At 45.6% G+C, this 23680-nt stretch carries 24 protein-coding genes; 8 read left to right on the top strand and 16 right to left on the bottom strand.

Annotated elements, in window-relative coordinates:
* Positions 1 to 30 precede the first annotated feature (30 nt).
* The 5 genes from ACYVD4_RS07045 to moaC all read right to left on the bottom strand — a co-directional run bounded on the left by ACYVD4_RS07045 (position 31) and on the right by moaC (position 3228).
* A complete protein-coding gene (locus ACYVD4_RS07045) occupies positions 31 to 507 on the bottom strand; it encodes a nucleoside deaminase (RefSeq protein ID WP_460943832.1) in 477 nt (158 codons plus the stop codon).
* Between the two features lie 122 nt (positions 508 to 629).
* Positions 630 to 1415: a nucleotidyltransferase domain-containing protein gene (locus ACYVD4_RS07040; protein ID WP_460943830.1), complete on the bottom strand. Its 786-nt coding sequence runs from the start codon at positions 1413 to 1415 to the stop codon at positions 630 to 632.
* 105 nt (positions 1416 to 1520) lie between these two features.
* Positions 1521 to 2129 carry a DUF6992 family protein gene (locus ACYVD4_RS07035; protein ID WP_460943828.1) on the bottom strand — a complete coding sequence of 203 codons (609 nt, stop codon included), beginning with the start codon at positions 2127 to 2129 and terminating at the stop codon, positions 1521 to 1523.
* 48 nt (positions 2130 to 2177) lie between these two features.
* A complete protein-coding gene (locus ACYVD4_RS07030; RefSeq protein ID WP_460943826.1) occupies positions 2178 to 2750 on the bottom strand; it encodes an NTP transferase domain-containing protein in 573 nt (190 codons plus the stop codon).
* On the bottom strand, positions 2743 to 3228 hold the full coding sequence (gene moaC / locus ACYVD4_RS07025) for a cyclic pyranopterin monophosphate synthase MoaC (protein ID WP_460943824.1): 486 nt from the start codon (positions 3226 to 3228) through the stop codon (positions 2743 to 2745). Before moaC ends, ACYVD4_RS07030 begins: the two co-directional genes overlap by 8 nt.
* Positions 3229 to 3367: 139 nt before the next feature.
* On the opposite strand from moaC, the gene ACYVD4_RS07020 reads away from it, so the two are divergent.
* From ACYVD4_RS07020 to ACYVD4_RS07010, 3 genes are read left to right on the top strand one after another with little or no spacing between them, the layout of a single operon-like run.
* On the top strand, positions 3368 to 4561 hold the full coding sequence (locus ACYVD4_RS07020) for a molybdopterin molybdotransferase MoeA (RefSeq protein ID WP_460943822.1): 1194 nt from the start codon (positions 3368 to 3370) through the stop codon (positions 4559 to 4561).
* A complete protein-coding gene (locus ACYVD4_RS07015; protein ID WP_460943820.1) occupies positions 4558 to 5310 on the top strand; it encodes a DUF4254 domain-containing protein in 753 nt (250 codons plus the stop codon). The genes ACYVD4_RS07020 and ACYVD4_RS07015 overlap by 4 nt, the downstream gene beginning before the upstream one ends.
* Complete coding sequence (locus tag ACYVD4_RS07010; protein WP_460943818.1) at positions 5310 to 6374, top strand: glycosyltransferase family 9 protein; 1065 nt, start codon at positions 5310 to 5312, stop codon at positions 6372 to 6374. Before ACYVD4_RS07015 ends, ACYVD4_RS07010 begins: the two co-directional genes overlap by 1 nt.
* A 30-nt stretch (positions 6375 to 6404) precedes the next feature.
* Here ACYVD4_RS07010 and ACYVD4_RS07005 read toward each other — a convergent pair whose 3' ends face one another.
* The 4 genes from ACYVD4_RS07005 to ACYVD4_RS06990 all read right to left on the bottom strand — a co-directional run bounded on the left by ACYVD4_RS07005 (position 6405) and on the right by ACYVD4_RS06990 (position 12854).
* A complete protein-coding gene (locus ACYVD4_RS07005; protein WP_460943816.1) occupies positions 6405 to 7403 on the bottom strand; it encodes a glycosyltransferase family 9 protein in 999 nt (332 codons plus the stop codon).
* A 51-nt stretch (positions 7404 to 7454) separates the two neighbouring features.
* Positions 7455 to 8516, bottom strand: coding sequence for a DUF4249 domain-containing protein (locus ACYVD4_RS07000; protein ID WP_460943814.1), 1062 nt, complete (start codon positions 8514 to 8516; stop codon positions 7455 to 7457).
* Complete coding sequence (locus ACYVD4_RS06995) at positions 8516 to 10927, bottom strand: TonB-dependent receptor (RefSeq protein WP_460943812.1); 2412 nt, start codon at positions 10925 to 10927, stop codon at positions 8516 to 8518. The genes ACYVD4_RS07000 and ACYVD4_RS06995 overlap by 1 nt, the downstream gene beginning before the upstream one ends.
* Positions 10928 to 11117: 190 nt before the next feature.
* Positions 11118 to 12854 (bottom strand): helix-hairpin-helix domain-containing protein, encoded by a 1737-nt coding sequence (locus tag ACYVD4_RS06990; RefSeq protein ID WP_460943810.1) that lies wholly within the window; start codon positions 12852 to 12854, stop codon positions 11118 to 11120.
* Positions 12855 to 12956: 102 nt separating this feature from the next.
* Between ACYVD4_RS06990 and ACYVD4_RS06985 the strand changes: the two genes are divergently transcribed.
* The 3 genes from ACYVD4_RS06985 to ACYVD4_RS06975 are packed head-to-tail and all read left to right on the top strand — an operon-like array spanning position 12957 to position 15018.
* On the top strand, positions 12957 to 13460 hold the full coding sequence (locus ACYVD4_RS06985) for a DUF2306 domain-containing protein (protein ID WP_460943808.1): 504 nt from the start codon (positions 12957 to 12959) through the stop codon (positions 13458 to 13460).
* Between the two features lie 14 nt (positions 13461 to 13474).
* Positions 13475 to 13774, top strand: a complete 300-nt coding sequence (locus ACYVD4_RS06980; protein WP_460943806.1) for a 2TM domain-containing protein — start codon at positions 13475 to 13477, stop codon at positions 13772 to 13774.
* Positions 13775 to 13827: 53 nt separating this feature from the next.
* On the top strand, positions 13828 to 15018 hold the full coding sequence (locus ACYVD4_RS06975; protein WP_460943804.1) for an FAD-dependent oxidoreductase: 1191 nt from the start codon (positions 13828 to 13830) through the stop codon (positions 15016 to 15018).
* Positions 15019 to 15065: 47 nt separating this feature from the next.
* Here ACYVD4_RS06975 and ACYVD4_RS06970 read toward each other — a convergent pair whose 3' ends face one another.
* The 6 genes from ACYVD4_RS06970 to ACYVD4_RS06945 form a co-directional block, all read right to left on the bottom strand.
* Complete coding sequence (locus ACYVD4_RS06970; RefSeq protein WP_460943802.1) at positions 15066 to 15632, bottom strand: pentapeptide repeat-containing protein; 567 nt, start codon at positions 15630 to 15632, stop codon at positions 15066 to 15068.
* A gap of 11 nt (positions 15633 to 15643) precedes the next feature.
* The gene (locus tag ACYVD4_RS06965) at positions 15644 to 16438 is read right to left on the bottom strand and encodes a thymidylate synthase (RefSeq protein ID WP_460943800.1); all 795 of its coding nucleotides are present in this window, start codon (positions 16436 to 16438) and stop codon (positions 15644 to 15646) included.
* Positions 16439 to 16542: 104 nt separating this feature from the next.
* Complete coding sequence (locus ACYVD4_RS06960; RefSeq protein ID WP_460943798.1) at positions 16543 to 16698, bottom strand: hypothetical protein; 156 nt, start codon at positions 16696 to 16698, stop codon at positions 16543 to 16545.
* A 478-nt stretch (positions 16699 to 17176) separates the two neighbouring features.
* Positions 17177 to 17914: a LytR/AlgR family response regulator transcription factor gene (locus ACYVD4_RS06955; RefSeq protein WP_460943796.1), complete on the bottom strand. Its 738-nt coding sequence runs from the start codon at positions 17912 to 17914 to the stop codon at positions 17177 to 17179.
* Positions 17915 to 17963: 49 nt separating this feature from the next.
* Positions 17964 to 21122 (bottom strand): two-component regulator propeller domain-containing protein, encoded by a 3159-nt coding sequence (locus tag ACYVD4_RS06950; protein ID WP_460943793.1) that lies wholly within the window; start codon positions 21120 to 21122, stop codon positions 17964 to 17966.
* Between the two features lie 109 nt (positions 21123 to 21231).
* Positions 21232 to 21645 (bottom strand): OsmC family protein, encoded by a 414-nt coding sequence (locus tag ACYVD4_RS06945; RefSeq protein WP_460944763.1) that lies wholly within the window; start codon positions 21643 to 21645, stop codon positions 21232 to 21234.
* A 107-nt stretch (positions 21646 to 21752) separates the two neighbouring features.
* On the opposite strand from ACYVD4_RS06945, the gene ACYVD4_RS06940 reads away from it, so the two are divergent.
* Together ACYVD4_RS06940 and ACYVD4_RS06935 are read left to right on the top strand one after the other, a co-directional pair.
* On the top strand, positions 21753 to 22106 hold the full coding sequence (locus tag ACYVD4_RS06940; protein WP_460943791.1) for a hypothetical protein: 354 nt from the start codon (positions 21753 to 21755) through the stop codon (positions 22104 to 22106).
* Between the two features lie 258 nt (positions 22107 to 22364).
* The gene (locus tag ACYVD4_RS06935) at positions 22365 to 22787 is read left to right on the top strand and encodes a response regulator (RefSeq protein WP_460943789.1); all 423 of its coding nucleotides are present in this window, start codon (positions 22365 to 22367) and stop codon (positions 22785 to 22787) included.
* 26 nt (positions 22788 to 22813) lie between these two features.
* Here ACYVD4_RS06935 and mtgA read toward each other — a convergent pair whose 3' ends face one another.
* Entirely contained in the window at positions 22814 to 23674 is an 861-nt protein-coding gene (gene mtgA, locus ACYVD4_RS06930; protein ID WP_460943787.1) for a monofunctional biosynthetic peptidoglycan transglycosylase, read from the bottom strand.
* Positions 23675 to 23680: the final 6 nt, after the last annotated feature.

Genomic DNA, 23680 nt, shown 5'->3' with positions numbered 1-23680 from the left:
GCCAAAAGTAGCCGTTATCTTATTGGGCATTTAATAATTTGTTCGGTTTTCCAGAGCAATCCATTCCTGAAAAACGGCATCGGCCTCGTCGCGCAGAAGCTGATACATGGGAATATGCCGTTGTTCACGGTCTTTTTCCAGCTCTTCGTAAATAAACTGATCGTCGAAGCCAGCCCCCGCAGCATCGGAGTGAAAAGCTCCGTACACAATTCGGCTCGGACGCGCCCAGTAAATTGCGCCAAGGCACATCGGGCAAGGTTCGCAGGAAGCATATAGCACGCATCCATCCAGTTGAAACGTTCCCAGGTTGCGGCAGGCATCACGAATGGCAACCACTTCGGCATGGGCGGTTGGGTCGTTGGTCGACGTAACCTGATTACAGCCTTTTCCTACGATTTCTCCATTTCGCACAACGACCGAGCCAAAAGGTCCACCTTGTCCGCTCAGCATACCTTCACGCGCCAGCCGAATCGCTTCCCGCAAAAAATATTCGTCCTGATTAGTCATTAATTCTAAAAAGCTATGATTTTAGCTGTGTTTATGAATACGATTCACCCTCCGATTTATACCTTTCTTCGCACACTTTACGTATAAGAAGCTGTTGGATTAATCTTTACAATCTCACTACGTTATAGCGACCTTACATACGCTGTAACGACTTGTTGTGCCTCTGTGTTTCTCTGCAACGTAGCAGGAGCCAGCGACTCACGCAACAATTCGTAGTAATGAATCACTTCCCACAAACTAGCCAGTAACGTTTCTCGATCAGGCGTTGCCACGGTTCGGCCTAACTGTTCTAGTTCCTGTGCACCAAAAATAGTTTCTGCCCGTCGAACACCACGTGGCAAACCCGAATTTTTTAAGTGAAGCATTGGTCCCAGAACCGCTCCCCGGATAAATCCAAAAAAATCGACGGCCTCAAATAACTCACCTCGACCAATTTTTACGGCGGCATAGTGCATCCAAACCCAGAACCGATCTTCGGTCCATTGAAAATCGAACGGCGGATACTGTGCCACGGATTGCTGCATTATATCCGTCAATACGTGGTTGCGCTCCCAAAGAATTATCGGATTTTCGACCCGTTCCTGAAACTCGTCGGGCGTAATAAATTTTAGATCGACGTGTAAAAGTGGCGGATTGTAAAGCGTTATCAATAAGCGCGGTTCACCAACATGATCGCCCCGAAACGAAGCAATCATTGGCCCTAACGTAGCGGCATAAGTACGCATCTGCTGTATATCGGGCGCAATACGTCGGTTTGTTACCAGTACCAGATCAAGGTCGGAATAAGCATCCATTTCTCCTGATATCCAGGAGCCACCAGCGGCCAGACCAACCGCATCGGAGTCTTGCTGAATACGGTCGACAGCTTGTTGAACAAATGAGCGAAAAGGTTGTAAATGCGTTTGCATGTTCGTTGCCCCGGAAGCCGGTTGCGATTAGTAAATTATCGCAGAACCAGATGCTGTGTTGATTAGTTCGGGGACGGGCTGATTTTCAGAAACAATCCGTAAATCTCATCGAATTGGCACCGTAATGCCTATACCCGACGAACTGACCGAAAGCAGACGTTTTTCCTGTTTGTCGCCCCTGCGTTTGAAAATGAGGTAATTCACTACGTCGAAAGCGAGCAGAAAAGCACCCTGCACCATAATCGACGTACCATAGCCCCGAAACTGGTCGGCCCGGTCTGGTTTATTAATCGCCTTTTCCCGCAAATATGCCCCTCCAACAATATATGCTACGTCGAGTCCGGCATTTATCAACAGAATCTGTTTCATGTTTTCATGTTGCCGAACGGCTTCTGAAAGCGATTCAGAATCTGCGTTACGTTTGCGGGTAGCCAGCAGACCAGCCCCCGCAATTCCCAGATTCACCAGATTCCAGTAGACATTCATTTTATGAAAATACTTCGACTCCCCCGAAGTCTGGGCTGCTGCAATACTGCCGATTGCTACGTTAGCCAACGCATAACCTCCCAAAGAGAGGCCAATCGTTTTTTGATGACGAATACGTTGTATGCTAAAGTTTTGTAATTCAGTAGCTTGTGTACTACGTTGCCCCTGAGCCGAGTTACCTAAGAGGAATGCTCCTGCGGCCAGTACTAACCGACGTAATGAATTCATACGCGTTCATTTTTAATGCAATACAAACGCTACGTTTGGTTCAATGGTTTAGAAACCCAGTTTTATTCGAGCTGTTACATCATTGACGTTGGTTAACTCCTGAACATCGGGTACGGTCAACAATTGAATTTCGTTCTGTTGCAGAATCTGACGGGGTGAAACAGTGCCGTTGGCAACAGCTTGTTGCAGAATTGATCCAAATGCAGGCTCATAAATACCGAGCAATGGTTCGGGTAACGTACCGTCTGAATCATAAAACACAGTAGCTAACTTGGTTTTGTTACGTCCCTTTACCAAGGCATCGAGCGAGTGAACTGTCAGGAGTGGCATATCGCAGGCTACTACAAACCAGGCTGCCTCAGCGTCGTACTGAAACGCCGACAGGATTCCATTGAGTGGGCCAGCGATATCAAACGTATCAACAATACGTAGCTGTTCCGAATTAGTCAGTTCAGCCGCCTGTACCGTGTTTACCGACCAAAATACTACGTTGCAATAGGGCCGTAGCAATTCGGTCAGATGTTCGCGTTGTGGTTTATCGTGATAACGTAGCTGTGATTTATCTTCGCCCATGCGAGTGCTACGTCCGCCCGTGAGTATCAATCCGTTGAGTTTAGGCATCGCGTCGAAAGTCTCGTTTACCCCCAGTTTTCTCCATCAATTTGGTTTCTTTAATTATGATGTCGTGCGAAAAAGCCTTGCACATATCATAAATGGTCAGCGCGGCTACCGATGCGCCCACCAATGCTTCCATTTCGACCCCGGTTTTTCCTTCGGTCGACACCAGACAATCGACAATTGCGTCATTCTCTTTTGTTGTAATCGTAATTTTACAATTGTCTAATCCGAGTGAATGGCATAATGGAATCAGATCGTCAGTACGTTTGGCAGCCATAGTCCCTGCAATAATAGCCGTCTGAAAAACAGGGCCTTTTTTGGTCGCAATATCCGAGCCACTCCCCACCGACGGCACCAGATGCTGCATTATTTCGGGTCCAAGAGCAACAACCGTCTGGGCACGAGCTGTTCGGCGGGTTACGGTTTTTGCGCCCACATCGACCATAGCCGGGTTGCCTTCTTCGTTGAGATGAGAAAACATAGATTTTAATGAAGAGTGTATAATGAAAAATGAACATCGGAAAGAATACTACAAAAGTAGATGTTGAATAACTGCATTTTATTTTTACAGTTACATTATCTAGTATTCATTCTTCATTATCCATTTTTCATTAAAAAGTATGCTCTCCGTTGCCGACGCCTTTTCGATTACCCAGCAGCATCTGCTCGATTTACCTATAATTACGGTTTCGTTGCTCGAAGCACAAGGACGAGTCTTACGTGAACCGGTGTTTGCCGACCGTGATTTCCCGCCTTTCGACCGAGTGGCAATGGATGGGATTGCCATTCGTTTTGCCGATGTTTCTGCCAGAAACAGGACATTTCGGGTTGTCGGTATGCAGATGGCCGGACAGCCTCAGCAAACCCTCATCGATGCTGGTACGTGTTTGGAAGTAATGACTGGGTCTATGTTGCCTATTGGCGTTGATACGGTTGTTCGCTATGAAGACATACGTATCAACGACGGACAGGCAACGCTTCTAATCGACGGCATAGAAAAAGGGCAACATATTCATTTTCAAGCCAATGATCGACGTTCGGGTGATGAACTGCTACCCATTGGTACGTATCTCGGCCCTTCTGAACTGGCCGTAGCGGCTTCGGTTGGTCAGCAATCGCTGGCGGTTACGTCGTTGCCCCGCGTTGCGCTTATTTCAACTGGCGATGAGCTTGTCGATATTAGCGACTCGCCCCTTCCCTATCAAATTCGCCGATCTAATACGTATATGCTACGTGCGGCACTGGCATCGCTGGGTATTCAGGCATCGCTGCACCACATAATCGACGAAGAACAGGTGCTGGCTGAACGATTGACAGCCTTACTCGACGAACACGATATGTTGATTTTGAGCGGTGGTGTTTCGGCCGGAAAAGCTGATTTTGTACCCGACGTACTGGCGAGTCTTGGGGTTAAGAAACAGTTTCATAAAATAGAACAGCGTCCGGGCAAACCGCTCTGGTTTGGAACTGCACCCCAGAAAACCGTTTTTGCACTTCCCGGAAACCCGGTTTCGACTATTTTGTGCGCGTATCGCTACGTATTACCTTATCTACGGGCTTCGTTGGGGTTGGCTCCCGCTCCGCTACGTTATGCCCAACTGACAGAGCCATTTACGTTCCGCCCAGCTATTACGTATTTCCTGTCTGTTCGGCTCGACTATGATCTGAATGGCGCAATACTGGCACATCCGCTTCCGGGATCTGGCTCGGCTGACTTCGCTAATCTACTGGCGGCCAACGCTTTTATGGAATTACCCGCTGATAAATCCGAGTTTAATGCAGGCGATGTGTTCCCAATCTGGGAAACGCTTTGACCCAACGGATTTTCGGATTTATCAAGCACGTTCATCTTCAGTACAGTATATCGCTAATTTTGTGGCCATCAATTCAATACGCTGAGGAGTTTGGGAAAACTGCTTTCCCTACCGAAATTCTGTATCTTTGCGGTCGATTCACGACTATGAACGCTACGTTTGCCAACGATATATTTCGACAAAGCATTCAGGATTACCACCTGACCGACCATGTCGACACGCCCATCAACAACCCGTATTCCGCCAACGATATTGCCTTCCTGTTATATCAGAAAAGCTGGATTGATACGGTGCAATGGCACCTTGAAGACATTATCCGCAGCCCAGCCATCCGCCCCGATGAACTGGTTGCCATTAAACGCCGGATTGATCAGTCGAATCAGGATCGGACCGATACGGTCGAATTGATTGATAGTTGGTTTGTCGATTTATATGCGGGCATTACACCGAAGGAAATGGCCCGGATGAACTCCGAAACGCCAGCCTGGCTACTCGACCGCATGTCGATTCTGCAGCTGAAAATTTATCATTTTCGCGAACAGGTGGATCGTTCGGAGGTTTCGGATGAACATCGGCAAAAAGCGCAACAAAAACTCAACGTATTGCTCGAACAGGAAATTGATCTGGCCCGTTGCTTCGACGAGCTTCAGGAAGATATTCAAAACGGAGATCGTTTTGTGAAAGTATATCGGCAAATGAAAATGTATAACGACCCCACGCTCAACCCTGTGCTATACGGCCAGTCGTAATGTCGTTGAAAAAAGACCTGCTTCTTCTACGATTTTCGGCTATGGGCGACGTAGCATTGCTGGCACCTGTTGTGCAGGCATTCACGGAACGTTACCCTGATCTACGTATCACCTTGGTAACACGGGCGCGATTCGGCGTTTTTTTTGAGGGTTTTCCAAACATAACAATTGTCGGTGCTGATTTTTCCGGTCGTCACAAAGGATTTGGGGGATTGCTACGTCTGTTTCGGGAATTGCGTGCGCTTGCTACGTATGCGGTGGTCATTGATGCGCATCAAAACCTACGTACTGCCGTACTGAAGAATCTGTTTCGTTTAATTGGCATTCCGGCAGTAACCATCGATAAGGGGCGATCTGAGAAAAAAACATTAACCCGGAAAGAGAATAAAGTTCGAAAGCAATTGCCGCACAGTGTTGAGCGATACGCGCAGGTTTTCGACAAAGCAGGTTTTTCCTTGCAACCTGCCCGCCCGTTTCAATTCCCAACGTATCAATCGGCCGAAACCGAGCTAAGCCAGTTTTTAGCGAAGCAAACGATTCCATTTAACGTACCGTGGTTGGGTATTGCGCCATTTGCACAGCATCCGCAAAAGATGTGGCCATTCGAACGATTTGCCCTCTTACTAGAACAACTACTAGATAATCAACCAATTACTATATTTTTTTTTGGTGGAGGATCGGCAGAAATTTCCCAACTAAACACGCTTCGCCAACGTTTTCCGCAGGTAATTCTGGTTGCTGGTCAACTGTCGCTCACCGCCGAACTGGCCTTGATTCGTCAGTTAAACGGCATGGTGTGTATGGATTCAGGAAACATGCATTTGGCCGCCCTTAGTGGTGTGCCGGTACTGTCGATCTGGGGAGCTACTCATCCGAATGCGGGTTTTGGCCCCTGGGGACAGGGCGACGAAGCGATTCTGCAAATTCCGACCGACATACTAACATGCCGCCCGTGTTCAGTTTTTGGAAACAAGCCCTGCTGGCGAGGAGATTTAGCTTGCCTTATTGATATATCGGTAGAAATGGTTGCTCAGCGTGTGCAGAAAATGCTAAAACAGGATTGACATTACGTAGTACGTTCTCCCGTTACGTAGTTATTCGAAATTCTTCTTTTTGGTACGTAGCTCCTTCACTTCGAAATCGAACGGGAGGTTGTTCATGCATTTGAAGTGTTTCATGGGACAGTTCCCGAAGCCAGTAGCTGAGCAGGGACGACAACCTAAGCCGGTGGCTTCAAGTCGGACGTGGGGGGTTTTGTAAGGCGCAAAACCTAGTTGGGGGGTAGAGCTTCCCCAAATAGAATAGACTTTTTTGCCGAAAGCAGCCGCAACATGCATCAGCCCCGTATCGTGGGTAAAAACAACTCGCGCCTGTTGCAGCAATGAAGCCGACTGATTCAAGTTATAATGTCCACAAGCGTTGTAAATATATTTTTCGCCAATGGCACGCACAATTTCTTCGCCCACTTTCCGATCGTCCTTATCACCTACAAGCACCATCGGGTAGTTGATTTTTAAGCAAAGCTCAATCATTCGCAGCGTGGGCATCCGGCGGGTAAAATGCTGGCCACCGATGGAATAGGCCACAAAACCGTTCTGGTGCGTTTCAGGAAGCCAGTCCGTTTCAACCTCGTCTTTGTAGGGGATAAAATAATCCAGACCAAGGCCATCATTCTCAACCCCCAGCGGCTGCACCGTTGTCATATACCGGTCTACCACATGCTGATTGGGAATAGCGTTGATTTTCCAGCGCACGTAAAGCCATTGACGTAACGTCTGCCGCTCCACACTATACAACCTAGCGCCTAACGTAGCTTTAATAAAGCCTGTAATAAACGAGTTTTGTAAATCAATTACGTAGTCGAACTGTTCGCTACGTAGTGCTCGTACCAGCGTATACACATTTTTCGACAGGTAATGAGTACCAGAAATGTGCGGATTAAACTCGATGATAGACGCGTATTCGGACCGGGTACAATAGTGAATCTCAGCATTTGGAACCTGCCGTTTTAGGCAACGTACTACCGGCGATGTCAGTACTACGTCACCAATAGACGCAAATTGCAAAATCAGAAATTTTACCGGACGCTCCATCTATCTATCTTTTCTACAAAAATATTTATTAATTAGTCGTTGTCAAATAACTTATTGAATCCACCAACGCGGTTTATTTTGCGTACGGTAAATGCTATTTTCACAGGCCACACAGGGCGATGGCTGCGGCACAAATACCTCCCGATCCAGATCAGGAATTCCCTGCCCAGCACTCCGATCAACGTACATGTGTTCCTCAACTACGCCCGTTGCGCCAAAATACCCATAGGCTGTGGTTGATGGGTCGTTTACACAACGGATATTTCCCTGAACCGACGACGGAGCCGCATCGAATAAACCGCCCGTATTGCTGGTCAGTTGCCTAACGCTTTTCCAGAAAGCATACGCTCCTTTGCTAAGTGCCTGTTGTTCAACCTCCAAGTAATATGACCGGGTCGATTTATAGGGAACTGTCATGATTGGCTGGCGGCTAATGGCCCGTCCGTTAATATTGGCATCGGAGTTCAGGTTGATGCAGTCGTAGCAACGATGAATATCCCAACAGGGAGTGCAGCAGTTCAAACCAGTAATAAGGCCATCCGGTAATTCCCGCTGAAAACAAACCTCTATCGGTTCGTAATGAGTCCAGCTCCACTTATAATAATTCCCTAACGTATCAGGATCTTTCGCATCAATGTAGACATTCCACCCCTGCCGACGTGACGGTATAATACCTTCTAACGTATTAGTATATTCGTAATAAAGCTTTAGGATTGGTGGAGGCTGAGGCAACACTTCCTGTACTGATTCGTAACGTTTTCCGGCTTTAGTCAGGATTGTAAGTTTGTAACTACGTCCTGCAACACCCCGTATGCCGTTCACTTTGGTCAGGTATACGCCCCCCGGCGCTTGCTCTGTTAATGTTTCGCGGTTGCCAAGGTTATCTTCAATGGTTACCGTAGCCCCCGTTTCGAGCAGATTTATGCTCTTGAACGAATAATCGGCCGTTTGTGTCAGCCTGACTGAATAAGGACCGGGTTGATTCGTAATCTGCCCTTCCACAATCAGCGATGGTAGAATACTTACCGTGCCGGGCTGAAACTCGGTAACACAAGCCACAACCAGCAGCCCAAATAAAAAAAGTTGTATGTAAGCCAGCGAGCGACGTTTCATCAGAATTTAAAATTATAGGTCAGCGAGGGAAACATCGTGCCGAAAATTGACAGTTTATAGGCATCGGCCGAAGCGGCTGGGCTCAGGTTGTAAAAGATAGAATACGCATTTTTATGAGCGTAAACATTATAAATTGCAAAAACCCAACTGCTCTGATTCCGCTTTTTCTTGAGCGGATTCTGCTCAAACGTCATCGAAAAATCGAGCCGATGATAATCGGGAACTCGCTGTTGATTTCGGTCGAGGTAAATCGGCACGCGAATACCAGCAACCCGTGCAATGGCGGCAGGTTGGGTAGTGGGGCGACCCGTGCTGTAAGTAAAATTCAGCGACATACTGAACCAGGCGGTTGGGCGATGGGTAGCCAGAATATTTAGGGTGTGTGGTTTGTCATAATTGGCTGGATACGGATTGCCATTGTTAACTCGTTCTTCGGCATACGGGCTTACCATTGTCAGAAACGTTCGGGCATAGGTATAACTCACAAAGCCCGTCCAGCGACCTTTGTTTTTCCGAAACAATCCTTCAAAACCATAGGCGTGCCCACTACCCTGTACAATTTGCGTTTCAACGGCCTGTGCCAGTTGCAACTCGGCTCCATCGCGATAATCGATTGCATTCGTCAGATTTTTGTAATAGACCTCTCCCGATGCTTCAATGGCATTGTCGGACGTATTACGGAAATAGCCCAACGACCACTGATCGGCAATAACGGGTTTTGTATACGTATCGCTCAGGTGCCAGCGCGATGTGGGCAATGCCGCCGTCGTATTCGTAACCTGCTGAATATATTGACGTAACCGACTATAACCTGCTTTCACGGCCTGCCCCTCATCCACCGACCAACGTAGCGCCAACCGGGGTTCCAATCCTCCCGCTGAATGATAAATTTTACCCTCAGTGTAGGTTTGTGTCGACACAACGGTTTCATCCTGCCGTGGCGCATTTTCGGTATAGTTACGTAACACGGCAGGCCCTCGATTCAGTAGAGCCGAATAACGTAGTCCCGCAATAACCGATACATTTGCATTCAGCTTCCATTCATCCTGCACATAAGCAGCCAGTTCGTAGGCTCTTTCCGAAGCAATATCAACAGGCAGTACGTTCGATTTTGGACCGGGAATTCGGTTATTGGGCTGAACGTAGTAATCAATAAAACTCACCCCTGCCTGCCATTGGTGTGTTTCGTTAGGCGTATAGGTCAAGTCAGACTTAAGTTGTCGATGCCAAACACCTGATTCGAGTCGGAACGCGTTGGCAGAATCGGGCGATGACAAATCGGCCTGATATTGGCTAAAAATAGCCGCCGTTGCCAGATTCAACTGCTTGCTCATGAAGTAATTCCACCGTAGCGAAGCAGTGGTAGTTTGGTAATTGAACTGGGTCGATGATGCATTGATTTCCTGTCCTGACAACGAATCGGAGGCCAGTTTGAACACATCCGTACTTCGGTATCCAGTGAATGTAATCGTGTGTTTTTCGCTGAGCTGATATTTCAGCTTGGCCGTTAGGTCGTAGAAGTTGGCTTTTGTATCGGTCAGATTTGAAGGAGCCAGTTTGAACAGGAAATCGTTGAATGACACTCGCCCTCCCAGCAGCAGCGACAGTTTATTTTTAATGAGTGGCCCTTCAATACCTAATCGGGTCGAAATAAGACCAATACCGCCATTTACTCCCCATTTTTGCGCATCCGGCTCTTTGATTTTCACATCCAGCACCGACGATGCCCGTCCGCCATAGGCTGCAGCCACTCCGCCCCGATTCAGCGTTACGTCGCGTACTACGTCGGGATTGAATACGGAGAAAAAACCCATCAAGTGGCTCGAATTGAACACCGGTGCATCATCGAAAAGAATCAGGTTCTGGTCAGCACTCCCACCTCGCACGTTGAATCCCGGCGCTCCTTCACCAACTGTTGTAACACCTGGCAGCAACAACAGGCTCCGAACAATGTCGATTTCACCCATCAGTGGCGGAATCCGTCGAATGCTACGTATCGACAGTTGAGATACGCCAATTTCAACTTTTCGCACGTTTCGATCTGGCGACTCGCTGGTAACTACCACTTCTTCAAGATCTTTCGAGTCATCTTCCATTACCACTTCCCGAAAGAGCGTTTTTTGCAACGTAATGGTATCCTGACGTGGTCGGAACCCGACGTGTGTAAATCGTAATATGTAAGTGCCCGGCTGAAGTTGAACAACGTAAAAGCCATCTTTCGCCGTTACGTATCCTTTCGATACGTTAAGCACCACAATATTAACGCCCTGAATTGGTTTACCCGTTTTGGCATCCCGGACATAGCCCGTTGCCGAAAATGTGTTGGTCGAGCTTTTGGGTTTTGTTATAGGTTGAGCCCTACCCTCACTGAACAGGTAAATCGATAGAATCAGTACACAAAAAAAGCGCATAGAAGCGGGTTTAGGAAGCCTGTAGTAAAATCAGGTTGGGTACACTCAGAAGGACGGCGTTCACTGAAAGCCATCTTACTTCTGATTCGCTGATTTGTTACGGCTTTAGACAAAACGCCTACTCCCCTAAAAGTACCATTCTATATTTTATTTACCCTATCCCCTGCCTCGTTAATCAAGAATTAATTGATTAACTTTTTGACGGAATTCGTTCCCGGCGTTGCTCTAAATACGTTGTCATTTCATCGAGCGATAACGTATTGAAGGTCATGGCTTTTGTTAATCCTCCTTTTCGACCAATCGCAACACCGTAGTGCATATCGAGTAAGCCAGCCAATTCGTGCGCATCGGGGTTGATGCTCAATTTAACCCCTTGTTGCATAGCATAATCAATCCACTTCCAGTCGAGGTCGAGCCGATACGGGCTAGCGTTGATTTCAATTACGACATTATTAGCGGCACATGCATCAATGATAGCCCGGTGATCGATGGGGTACCCTTCGCGAGCTAACAACAATCGACCCGTTGGATGGCCTAGAATAGTAGTATACGGATTTTCGATGGCACGTAACAGCCGTGTCGTTGCTTTTTCAATCGACATAGTAAGGGTCTGGTGTACCGATGCCACTACGTAGTCGAACGTTGCTAACGTAGCATCGTCATAATCCAGCGAGCCATCGCCCAAAATATCCGATTCGATACCTTTAAGAATACGAAACGTACCGCCAAAACCTTCGTTCAGTTTATCGATTTCAATATGTTGCTGACGAACCCGTTCAACGTCGAGCCCGTTGGCATAGGATGCGGTTTTTGAATGGTCGGCAATACCAAAATAAGAAAGGCCCAACTCACGACAATAAGCTGCCATATCAGCAACCGACTGTTTTCCATCCGACCAGGTGCTATGATTGTGCAACGTACCACGAAGATCGTTCCAGGTCACCAGTTCATCGTTCTGATGGCGGCTTGCCCAACGAAACGCAAATTCATCTTCGCGCATTTCCGGCACAATGTAAGGTAATCCGGCCCGTGCATAAATGGCCTGTTCAACTTCTTCAGTCGCCCCTTCTGCCACTTCCGAAACCACACTTGTATAGGCCACCTGCAACAACGTAGCGCCCCCTGTACCAACCTGTTGCAGGTGTGGAGTTGCTGCCGTCTGAATAAACAACTGCCGATTCATCTGCTCGGCCGGATATAGGAGAAGTTCAACCAGAACATCGAAACTCATAAATTTCCCCCGCCAGCTAAACGGCGACGATTCGGCTTCGTTCTGCGAAAAATTCGGCAGTCCATTCAACGTAAGCATGGCCGATAATGGGTCGTTAGTCTGCACCAGCAATTGAACCGTATCGACTTCCTGCGCTTTCCGGCGAACCTGACCGCTAATGTCAACACGGTCGAAGTGTTTGCTTAGTTCTTCATGTAGCAGCTTGGCAATCATGGCCGCTTTATCCATGCGAACTTTGCCTTGCTGTTCCTGCAAAAACTCAAGTGCCGCCAGAATTTTTTCCTGCGTACTCCCCCCAAAACCTTTTATTTTAGCAATTTCACCGTTTTCGCCTGCCCGTTGCAGATCGCGCAGATTATCGATACCCAGTTCGCGCCAGAGCGTTCGTACTTTTTTTACGCCCAACCCCTTAATACGAAACATATCCAGTACACCCTCCGGGGTCTGAGCCAGTAACTCATCCAGATCGGTCAAACGACCCGTTTCGACGATTTCTCGGATTTTCTGGGCAATCGACTTACCAATACCCTGCAATTTGACCAATTCCTCAACGGGTAAATTAACTAAATCGGCAGTGGATTTATCGAGGTTAAAAGCAGCACTCTGGAAGGTACGGGTCTTAAAAGCATCGCGGTCGTGAAGCTCCATCAATCGGCCCGTCAGTTCGAGCATATCGACAATATCGGCGTTGGTCATAAAAAAACGGTCATTTACTCCGCAAGTTAGGGAATTGGTCGGATAGGCCGATGGCTTCGTCAATGCGCAATTTATCTTTACTTCACAAACCTGCCTACACTTATGTTAACCGACATTATTCACTCAACTACGGGTACCATTCACTTTACCTCTGCTATGGCCGCTATCATACTCGGAACGTGCGTAGTACTGATGCCCAAAGGTACCCGCGCTCATCGACAGATCGGTTATGGGTACGTAGTGTCTATGATTTTGGTCAACCTCACGGCATTCATGATTTATCGGCTGTTTGGCAAATTTGGGCCGTTTCATATTGCCGCCCTTTTCAGCAGCATAACCATCATTGGTGGCATGGTGCCCATCATTTTCCGACGCTACGTTCCAAGCTGGTTTTACTACCATTACTATTTCATGAACTGGTCGGTAATTGGTCTTTATGCTGCCTTCTGGGCCGAAACGCTGGTGCGACTCTTTCCCATGAAACAGTTCTGGCCCGTAGTTGTAGTAGCCACTGGTCTGACAACTTTCTTAGGTAGTTACCTTGTCAATCGTTACAAACTAAAATTCTTCGAGGCATTCGCGCCAAAGTCTAAATCTCTAAACTAAGCACTGTTCAAATCATGGAAACGACATCAGACAATCAAAAACGCGACCCATTTCTGTGGAAGCAGGCCAAAGCACGAGTTGGTTTTAAAATGCATTTACGGAGCTATTTAATCGTAAATGCTGGTTTATGGCTGATCTGGGCATTCACGAATTTCGCGATTCAACGAGAACATTCAGGTTCGATTTTCCCCTGGCCAATTTTCCCACTCCTCGGTTGGGGTATCGGCCTAGCTTCGCACTATTTCACGGTTTACCAACGTGGTAGTGAACGTAGCATGATTGAAGAAGAATACCAGAAATTATTGGGCCGATAAATAGCCTATAACGATACGTTCAATCCCACCATTTTCAGTCAACAATACGTAGTATGTCTTCCCAGAAAGCCCTCATCATTGGCTGCGGTATTGCGGGGCCAGCAATGGCTTTATTCTTAAAAAGAATTGGCATCGAGTCGGTTATTTTCGAAGCCAAACCAGCTTATCAGGACGATGCAGGTGCGTTTTTAGGCATTACACCAAATGGGTTGAACGTATTGAACGAAATTATTTCGCTGGATAAAATTTTTACTGATTTTACGCCGGGAAAAATGAGTTTTTTCAATGCGAAAAATAAAAATATTGGCGAGATTGATACAGTCACTCAGCGGGAATTATATGGCGCAGAAACTATTCAGGTAAAACGTGGACTGCTGAACAAAGCTATTCGTCAGGAAGCGTTGGGAAAGGGCATAAAAATTGAGTTTGGTAAAAAATTAACATCCATTTCTCAAACGGATAAAAATGCTACAGCTTTTTTCACTGATGGTACCAATGTTACCGGCGATTTTATCATAGGCTGTGATGGTATTCATTCGGCCACTCGCAATGTTATTTTTCCTGATGCACCTAAATTAGCCTACACAGGTTTGTTGTCGACCGGAGGTTTTACAAAGCTGGATAACGTAGCGGGTTTGTACGGCTCAATTCGTATGACATTTGGCGAACGGGCCTTTTTTGCATATTCGGTTTCTAGTCAGGGAGATGTTTGGTGGTTCAATAATATCGCACAGGAACAAGAGCCAGCACGTAATGAATTGTCGACGATGGAAATAAATCAACTGAAAGATAAGCTTTTAAAACTTCACCAAAATGACCCTGCACCTATTGCTGACGTAATAAAATTGGCTCATCAACTAGAAATATACCCTATCTACGACATTCCGTTTTTGAAAAACTGGCATAAAGGGCGTGTCTGTCTGCTCGGTGATGCGGCTCATGCAACGGCCCCTCACATCGGTCAGGGTGCGTCGTTAGCACTCGAAGATGCTGTTGTGCTCGCTAAATGTCTCCGCGACCTACCCGATCCCGTTTCAGCTTTCGCCAAATTTCAATCACTACGTCAGGCACGTGTTCAAAAAATTGTACGAGAAGCTCGTAAAGTTGGGGATACGAAAACGGTACCGAATAAATTCCAGCAGTTTTTTCGGGATTTATTACTGCCTTATTTTGTAAAGTTCGAGGCAAAAAAAATGGATTGGGTATATGCCTATAAAACGAATTGGAGTGAGAAAATTCGCTAAGATTCATTCCGCCAATTACTCACTCCAATTTTAGTAGTATTGTTCAATTATTTACTGATTACTAGCCCGTATTTTGTTAACAGGCCGGGCAGGTTGTGCAGTGAAAACTTTGCTTTCTTTACTTTGTTATCTTCAGGATTCATTTCCAGATTATAGGAACTGGAAAAATCTACCTGTGTCAGATCATTATTCTCAAATCGAGTCAATTCCAGATCACAATTATCGAAAACGCTGCCTATTAATTCACACTTGATGAAGAACGCTTCTTTCAATGAACAATTGATAAACTTCGTTTTCTTCATTTTACGATTCAGGAAAACGGAATAATCAAGCTGGCAGGACTGAAAATCGACGTGAAAACCAAACGGATTACACACGCCAAAATCAACATGCGGCAATTTGCTGTTGACAAACGTAACGTCATACAGTTTAGTATTTCCAAGTTCTACGTTAGCCAACACACAATCTTCGAATCGACAATTGATAAAACTGGAATCATAAAATGCTATACGCGACAAATCCAGCTTCTTAAATATACATTGTTCGAATTCCTGCCCGATCCACTGTGTCGGCAAATCGTCCGGGCTATCGAAAATCTGGTCGAAATACTCCATATTATTCGATACTATACCGCAACAGGTGCTTTAATAGCCGGATATGGGTTGTAGTTTTCGAGTGTAAAGTCGTCATACGTAAAGTCAAAAATTGACGTTACATCTGGATTCAGGCGCATGGTTGGCAAAGGGCGCGGTTCACGGGCAAGTTGCGTTTCTACCTGTTCTAAATGATTAAGATACAGATGCGTATCGCCACCAGTCCAGATAAATTCATGTGCTGTATAGCCGCATTCCTGCGCAACCATCATGGTCAGAAGTGCGTAACTGGCAATGTTAAAAGGAACGCCGAGAAATACATCGGCGCTACGTTGGTAGAGCTGACAAGACAGTTTTCCATCTGATACGTAGAACTGAAACAAGGCATGACATGGCGGTAATGCCATGTTTGGTACGTCAGACGGGTTCCAGGCCGACACCATCATCCGACGCGAATCGGGTGATTTTTTGAGTTGCCGCAATACGTCGCTCAACTGATCAATTACACGGCCATCGGGTGCCGCCCAGCTACGCCATTGTTTGCCGTAAACCGGCCCCAGATTTCCCTCACTATCAGCCCACTCATCCCAGATCGAAACTCCATTGTCTTTCAGGTACTTAATATTAGTATCGCCCTTAATGAACCATAACAGTTCATAAATGATAGACCGGGTATGTACTTTTTTGGTAGTAAGCAATGGGAAGCCATCTTCCAGATTAAAACGCATCTGATACCCAAATACACTAATGGTACCGGTGCCAGTGCGGTCAGTTTTGCGGGCGCCGTTCTGAAGAATGTGGCGAAGGAGATCGTGGTACTGTTGCATAAACAAAAATCGGAAGCGATACGTCGTAAATCAACTTTTGGTAAAAATAAAAACCCCTTCGTTCTGCTGACGAAGGGGTTGATACGATTGCAAATAAGTAGCGATTATACCCTAGCCTTTTTCAGACCGCAGGCATGTCGTCCTTTTCCACAGGTTGCCGATTTCGCTTTTTTCGCCTTCCTCTCTTTCCGTACATCAGCCGCCAACGTAACAGTGGTTAGGGTGGTTAACAGAGCCAACCCAAGCAGGACTTTTTTCATGGTAGTATAGTTGTTAAGGTTTCAAATCCATAACGCGACTTCTCCTGTTTTATGAAAAAAATGTATCTGATTTTCAAAATATATTTAGTTGATTTCAGCCATACGATTTAGATAGCGATTTCGTTGGTAGTCAACGACTTTGTAACTCAAAAACGAAAAAGCAGACCTCCAAGCTGAAGTCTGCTTTAAAAATCACCTATTCTAATTAACTCTTACAAAATCGTCTGAATTGACTAAGCAATTCATCTATAATGACCTGCTGTTAACTTAATTTGATGTAACGAGGTCTCCAGATTTTTTATCTCTTCGAAGATCAATCGGCAGAAATTAAGACATTACTAATCTTTTGAAAACGCCTGCCTTGCTGATTGATGATTCAAAATTACAGCTCATAGAAAGACCATACCATGCATAATGAGTATTGGACCAATCTGAATGAGTATTCGACAGGGTAAGGGAAGAATCAGGAAATGCTACGTTATCGGAATATTTTTAGTAATACATCTTTGCGGCTGCGCGATACGTGAATGGTTGAATTGTCGCTCATGACAACGTAACCACCTTCGCCCCGGACGTAACGGACGATTTCATTTAAGTTAATCAGATGTGATTGGTGAATTCGCAAAAACGAGTTATTCTCCAATAACTCTTCGATTTCTTTCAGCGTTCGTGAAACCAATAGTGGAGGTCGTTCTTTTAAAAATACATGGGTATAATTATCGTCGGCCTCGCAACGGATAATGGTATCAATCATTACTAGCTCGAATCCCTGCGTACTAGGCAACGCCACTTTTTGCAGAGGAGTTTTATGATCGAGTTTCTCCAGAAGCAACTTAATCTGCTGGTTCACAACCGGGTCTGGATTTCGATTTACTTTCGCAACAGCCTGTATTAAATCATCTTTGTCAATCGGCTTAAGCAAGTAATCGAGCGCACTGAACCGGATGGCTTTAATGGCATAGGAATCGTAACCGGTAGTAAAAATAATGTCGAAATCTACCTTGGGAAGTTGTTCCAGCATTTCGAAGCCATTCATGACAGGCATCTCTACGTCGAGAAACAATACGTCCGGTTCATATTCGGCAATCGCTTTTAGCCCATCGGCTGCTGAACGGCATTCGGCCGTTACCTGTAACTGAGGGCAATATTTTGCCAATTGCATTGACAAGGTTTCCCGGCAATGGGCCTCATCATCAATAATAATTGCTTTTAACATAATCAAAAAGCCCGGTGCTGTTCGAAATCGTAACGTTGAGATAACCGATTCAGCTAGTCGGAATTCGTAATACTACACGCGTACCAGCCGGTTCACCATCGGGATCGACCAGATCATAAATTGTTACGTTTGGTTGTTCCCCGTCGAGCAACTGGCTCAATTTCAGGCGGTCGGCAGTAATTTGCATACCTAATGACTTTGTTCGCGTAGCCGATTTACTTTTCAATTCAGCGGCTTTCTGCCGACCAATGCCGTTGTCTTCAATGGTACAAACCAACGTATTTTTTTCAATTTGCCAGTCGAGAATCAGATGTCCTCCCTCTTCTTTATGCATCAGCCCATGCCAGATTGCATTTTCGACATACGGCTGAATAATCATGGGTGGAATTTCGGTATAGGCAGGTTCAATATCGTTACTCACATTGATAGAAAACGTGAATCGCCCATCGAAACGTAACGCTTCGAGCCGCAAATACAATTGAAGGGCTTCCAGCTCTTTTTCCAACGTAACAACTGCCACACTGGAGTGATTGAGAATCAGCCGAATCAATTTCGAAAATTTAGACAGGTAGTCGGATGCTTTTTCGGATTCATGCTTCATAATGAAGCGATTAATTGAATTCAGGCTATTGAAAATAAAGTGCGGGTTCATCTGCGCTCGTAATGCCTGCATTTCCATAGCTGCCAATCGCTTATTATAGGCCGTTTTATTCGCTTCCCGCTCTTTAACCTGCCGAATCCAGAACTGTAACCCGATGTAAATTAGCCCCAGCGAAGCAACCACAGCTAGCGCAATAAACCACCAGGTTTGCCAGAATGGCGGTCGGATCAGAATGTGAAGCTTTATACCCTTCTCGTTCCAGGTACCATCGTTATTGGTTCCTTTCACCCGAAACCAGTACTCGCCTGGTGACAGATTCGTATAACTTACAAAACGCCGGTATCCGCTATTAACCCACTCTTTATCGACACCAACCAACTGATAAGCGTACTGATTTTTTTCGGGCATACTAAAATTAAGGGCCACAAAATCGAACCAGAGGTCGTTTTCCTGATGTGAAAATTCCAATGTTCCTTTCGGAAGTTGAATAATTTTGTTGCGGGTATGCACACGCGTGATACGTATCGGCGGTATCAGCGGATTATTTCGGATAGACTTGGGATAGAAAACGTTAAATCCGTTCGGGCCACCAAACAACAACTTTCCGTTTGGGCCGCTGGCATACACTTCGAAGAATTCATCAGCCTGTAAACCATCACTTTCTTCGTAGGTATTACATACTTTTGTTTTGGGATTGAACTTGCAGATACCCTGATTGGTCGACAACCAAAGATTGCCATCATTATCTCCTAAAATACCAGTAATATGGTTATTGGGAAGGCCATCGTCTGTTGTGAATGCGGTGAACGTATCCGTCTGATAATCATAGCAATTCAATCCTCCCTGATTAGTCCCGGCCCAGAGCTTTCCCTGATTATCTTCGTATAAACAGCGAATATCTTTATCTGTCAGTTGCCCGGCGGGATCATCAAAATCGGGCCTGTAATGCGTAAACTTACCAGTCGCTACGTTCAGACGACTTAGCCCCCGCCGGGTTGAAGCGGCCCAGATACTACCATCACGGGTGGGCAATGCCACAATAAGCGACTCATCACCAAGGCTGTTCGGATTTTTGGGGTCGTGAAAGTAATATGTAAACTGATGATTCGCGGGATCAAAACAGGCGAGCCCCTCTCCTGCCATCCAGAGTTTGTTATCTGAACCGATGCGAATACTTCGTATCGTTATTTGGGTTGGATACCGGGTGAATAACCCTGTACTACGGTCAAAGGAATGAAGATACCTCCCTGCCCCAATCCATAAAAGCCCTGACTTATCTTCACAAATTGCATTTACATCGTCGCTGAATAAGCGTTTCGGGTTGGCTGCGTCTGCCGGAAACCGCTGATAATGCCCTGTGTAACTGTCAAATGAATATAATTCGCCCAGTTCGTTGCTGAGCCAGATTAACCCGGTTTCATCCTGCCATAATGCCCGAATACTATTTTTGGGTTGACGACTGGTTCCGTTGTTAGCAATCAACTGATGCGTCAGAAATTTTTTGGGCTGTGCATCCCGTTTGTCCAAGCCGTTATCAGACCCAACCCACAGTGTCCCTGTTTTATCATAATACAACGAGTAAATCGTATTGCTGCTCAAACTGGCGGTTTGGGCCGGATCAACCTGAATACGTTTTATCTGTCCTGTGGCCGTATCAAGATAAATAAGTCCGGGAAGTCCAGGCAGCACCCCCCAGAAATTGCCAGCAGCATCTTCTTTAAGTCTGCCCAAAGGTGCAAACCGGTAATATGGCTTGCTGGATGGCGTGTATGAATAGATTTGCTGGATACTCCCATTGGCCATTCGCCGATATAATTTCCCCGCCGGAGAAATAACCCAAACGGCACCGGTTCGGTCGGGAACGATACCTGATACAGCTTCCCGCTGCTTCTGGTTCAATGGCACACGTATGAACGTTGTCGATTGGCGATCAAACTGATACAAACCATTGGCAGTACCAACCCATAAATGCTTCTGATGGTCTTCCCGAACCGTATAAACAGTCGGATTGTTCGGATCAGGCGAAGCGAATAAGGTAAATTGTTTCGTATCAGGATTAAAACGGGTAAGGCCCTCTCTAGAGGCTATCCAAAGCATTCCCTGTCGATCTTCAATTGCCGAGTACATGGCATTGCGGAGCGATATATTGGCGGGTTCAATCCGAAAAGCAGTTGCTTTACCCGACTGACGATCAAATAGATACAGCCCCCCGCCCAATGTTGTTATCCACATACGACCTTTGTGATCCTCACAGATGCTGCTGATCCAGTTATGACCGAATGTATTTGTTGGATCACTCGGATTTGGCTTATAAACCGTAAAGTTGTAGCCATCGTATCGGTTCAGACCGTCTTTTGTACCAAGCCACAAAAAGCCATCACGATCTTGCCAAATGCATAGTATAGAATTATGCGACAGGCCGTTTTTTGTTGAAAGATGTTCAAATTGATTATCAACGCTTTGAGCCTGACCAACAATGCATTTACTTGTCAGTATAAGGAACAACCAGCAATATGTTGCCCACCGATGAAAGTAAGAATTGACGAATAACGATCGCCCGAACGTAGCAGACTTGTCGTTCATCGAATATCTTACTTTCTTCTTCATCGGCAGCAACGAACTTCTCAAAAACTCTGAAAATCAATCTAATCAATTAGAAATACGTAACAAAAGTAAATCAGAATCCTATTAAATTACTACGTTACGTAGTCGTGTTTCAGGATAGTTCGAACGAGTACGTAATTTCGGCTGTTGGACGTAGCTGAGCTGTTGCTGAACAATATTTATCCATCGACAAATCGATGGCACGTTTCACTTTGTCGGGATCTAACTGGCCTTTAAGTAAGTACGTAATATGAATCTTTTTAAAGGGAGCGGGAATAGCTCCTTTTTCCCGTAGTCCATCTACTTTGAGTCTGAAATCGTCAATAATCTGTTTCTGTTTTTTCAGAATCAGAATTACGTCAATCGCCGAGCAACCTGCTAAGCCCATCAGCAGCATCTCCATTGGCCGAGCACCGGCATTATGGCCGCCTGTATCGGGCGCTGCATCGATATGTTGAGCAACTCCAGACGTACCAACAGCCTCAAAATGAAAGGCGTCGTCTACGCGGGCCAGCTCAATGTGCATTGTTGTAAATTCCTGTTCAGTATTAACTAATTGTGTATTAGGCATTCTATTTTTTGCGTTTATCAGGTAAAATGTTTAGTTTCACACAATTCAAAGTAAACAAGATTATGTCTGAAAAATTCACCGATGACATTTTCGATCTTAAAAACGACCGTCGATTAAGTGTATATCTGTATCGGGCGGGTTTTGGCGTTTGGTTACTTTATATTGTTTCGGGAGCTCGTTTCATGGAATCAGTCCGTGTGTATCGAACAGATTTCGGCGTGTTCTCGTTCTTTCTGATGGTGATGGGTTTATCTGCATCCATGATTTACGATTACTATCATCATCCTATCGAGTTCGCTCAAAAAAAGAAATGGCTCGCTATCAGTTATTTAATTCTGATGGCTCTTGTCTATTTTTTCATCCTGCATAACAAACCTGTTTCGCTGGAGCAGTTTATCAATACCAGACTTTTTTAAGTTTGTCTTATAAAGCGGTGACGATGCCCTACGTAGTACGTCCTGATTAACTACCTATGATGAATAAAACGTTGTCTCTACAGTTTTCTACCTACCTAATAATCAATAAATTAAATTGTGTTTTTTGCTAACCCATACGATTTACAAAAAAACCCGATAACAAAGTAATCTGCCTTTGCTTTAATCTTTACTTCATTTATTTCAGTACTTATCACCTATTCGATGGCCCTGCTACGTTTGGCAGACCAGCCCGCCTTTATGAAGAATTTATCTACTACGTACGTTCTCCTCGTTGATGATGATGAAGACGACCGCTTTCTTTTGCAGGAAGTATTCCGACAATATTGCCCTGATTATCAGCTTAACTGTATTGAAGATGGAGAAGAACTTGTTCATACATTAGATAAATCATCGGAATTACCTGCGTTAATTCTGCTTGATCTGAATATGCCGTTTATGGGTGGTTTTGAGATGCTACAAACACTGAAGGCTATAGATCACTATAAAGCGATTCCGGTAGTTATGCTCACCACTTCCGATCAGGCTAGCGATAAACAAAAAGCGCTAAATCTCGGTGCCGACGATTTTATAACAAAACCAGCCACGCTGAATCAGTTTAACCAACTCATTTTACGGATAAGTCAGCGTTGGCTCCAGCCTAAAACACCAATAAATCGGTAAACAAACGAACTCAAATAAGTAATCTTCTATAAATTACGAATGTATTTTTGTCCACCCAGATAACGCATTTGCCGGGTAATCTGACGGGTTCGTCGTTGAATATAGTTCGACGGATCGCTAATTGAGTATTGGATTGGATTAGGAAGTACGGCGGCAATACGTGCCGCTTCATTACGTGTCAACGTAGCAGACGCGTGTTGAAAATACCGTTGTGATGCGGCTTCAACACCGAAGGTCATTGGCCCCGTTTCTGCTACATTTAGATACATTTCCAGAATGCGTTTTTTTCCCCAAATCAACTCAATCAATACCGTAAAATATACTTCCAATCCTTTACGTATATAGCTACGTCCATTCCAGAGAAATACGTTTTTAGCTACCTGTTGCGAGATTGTACTGGCACCACGTGGGCGTTTCCGATGCTGGTTTTCTTTGATCGCATCCTGTATTTCATCAAAGTCAAAACCCCAGTGTGTCGGAAAATCCTGATCTTCTGACGAAACTACAGCCAACGCCATTTCTTTATTTATATCGTCATAAGAACGCCACTTCTTATAAACCCGACTCGACTCATTCGTTCCGATGGTATCCATCCAACGCGAAACAATCAAGGGCGTTACCCAGACTGGTACGTATTTTAATACGATAACGTAGCCAAGTGAACCGAAAAATACCCACAGAAACAGGCGAACACTCAACCAGTACAGACTCGTTAAAATAGGCTGTTCCCGAATGAGTTGGCGCAGTTGATGCCACATCGGCAAAACGCGTGCCGACGGACGCTCCGACTGGCTTGTTCGCGACGCAGTAGACGCACTAGAAGCCTTCGGGCGCGGTGGAGATGGTGGCGGTGTACGAAACGTATTGGCCGGGCGTTGTGGGTTCATAGAAAA

The organism is Spirosoma daeguense, assembly GCF_054776875.1.
Note: the sequence above shows the minus strand (reverse complement) of the source record. Positions and strands in the feature narration are given on the sequence as shown.